Origin of the sequence: Vibrio sp. YT-16 (assembly GCF_033337405.1) — a bacterium.
GTDB classification, from domain to species: Bacteria; Pseudomonadota; Gammaproteobacteria; order Enterobacterales; family Vibrionaceae; genus Vibrio; species Vibrio alginolyticus.
Genome location: NZ_JAWOQQ010000125.1, coordinates 1 through 1,144 on the forward strand (window position 1 = coordinate 1; position 1,144 = coordinate 1,144).

General features: G+C 47.9%; 2 protein-coding genes. Both read right to left on the reverse strand.

Going from position 1 to position 1,144, the window contains the following annotated elements:
* Window positions 1-821, reverse strand: an 821-nt coding sequence (locus R7F07_RS25205; protein WP_318110670.1) for an efflux RND transporter permease subunit, incomplete at its 3' end; no start/stop codon positions are given.
* A 2-nt stretch (window positions 822-823) separates the two neighbouring features.
* On the reverse strand, window positions 824-1,144 hold a 321-nt coding region (locus tag R7F07_RS25210; RefSeq protein WP_318110671.1), incomplete at its 5' end, for a copper-binding protein.

A 1,144-nucleotide genomic window follows, 5' to 3' on the forward strand; every position in this document is an offset into this window, starting at 1 on the left:
CCGCGACGCATTTGCGGACCTAAGTTGATGTCAGCAATGTCGCCCAATAAGAGCGGTGTACCTTTGTCGGTCACTTTAAGCGGCAGCGATTTAATGTCTTCGATGCTGGTCAAGTAACCGGTGGTGCGAACCATGTGCTCAGCTTCAGCAACTTCAACTACGGATGCCCCCGTTTCTTGGTTGCCGTTTTGAATCGCCATGTTTACTTGTTGCAGCGTTAAGTTGTAAGCACGCAGCTTCGCCGGATCAATCTGGACTTGATACTGCTTAACCATACCGCCTACGGTTGCGACTTCAGAAACGCCATCGACGGTTTGCAGTTCGTACTTTAAGAACCAATCTTGCAAACTGCGCAGCTCGGCAAGGTCATGTTGACCCGTTTTGTCTTGCAATACATAGCTGTAGACCCAGCCCACACCCGTAGCATCTGGGCCTAAGGTTGGTTTTGCACTTGGTGGTAATTTAGGTGCTACTTGACTTAGGTATTCCAAAACACGTGAACGCGCCCAGTACATGTCGGTATCGTCGTTGAAAATGATGTAAACGTACGAATCCCCGAAGAAGGAATACCCACGAACGGTTTCTGCGCCCGGTACGGCGAGCATCGCGGTGGTTAGTGGATAAGTTACTTGATCTTCCACCACTTGCGGTGCTTGACCCGGGTAGCTGGTTTTGATGATCACCTGAACATCAGAAAGATCCGGAATTGCGTCAACAGGCGTATTCTTTACACTGTAAAGTCCTGCTAAAACAAGCATTAAGGTCGCGATCAAAACCATAAAGCGGTTATTGAGTGACCAACGGATAATTGCTCCAATCATAGTTAGCCCTCGATCGCTTCAATTTGTTTCAAAACGTAGTCAGAACCTTGTTTTTCAACTAGAAATCGGACTTTCTGACCTTCCTTGAAACCGGATAAATCCACTTCATCACCCACAGAGAAGTTCATTTCACCGGCATCCCAGTTCCATTCTGAAACCGGAAGGTGATTGAGCGTGATCATGCCAAAATCCGCCATTAGCATGCTGATGTCTCCCGTTACCCAAACGTCAGTCGCGAGAACGGTGTCATCGGCTTTGTAATCGACGATTTCGTATTGACCCGATGCGGCTTTTTGAATTTCGAACTCAATAGCTTGGCCCTT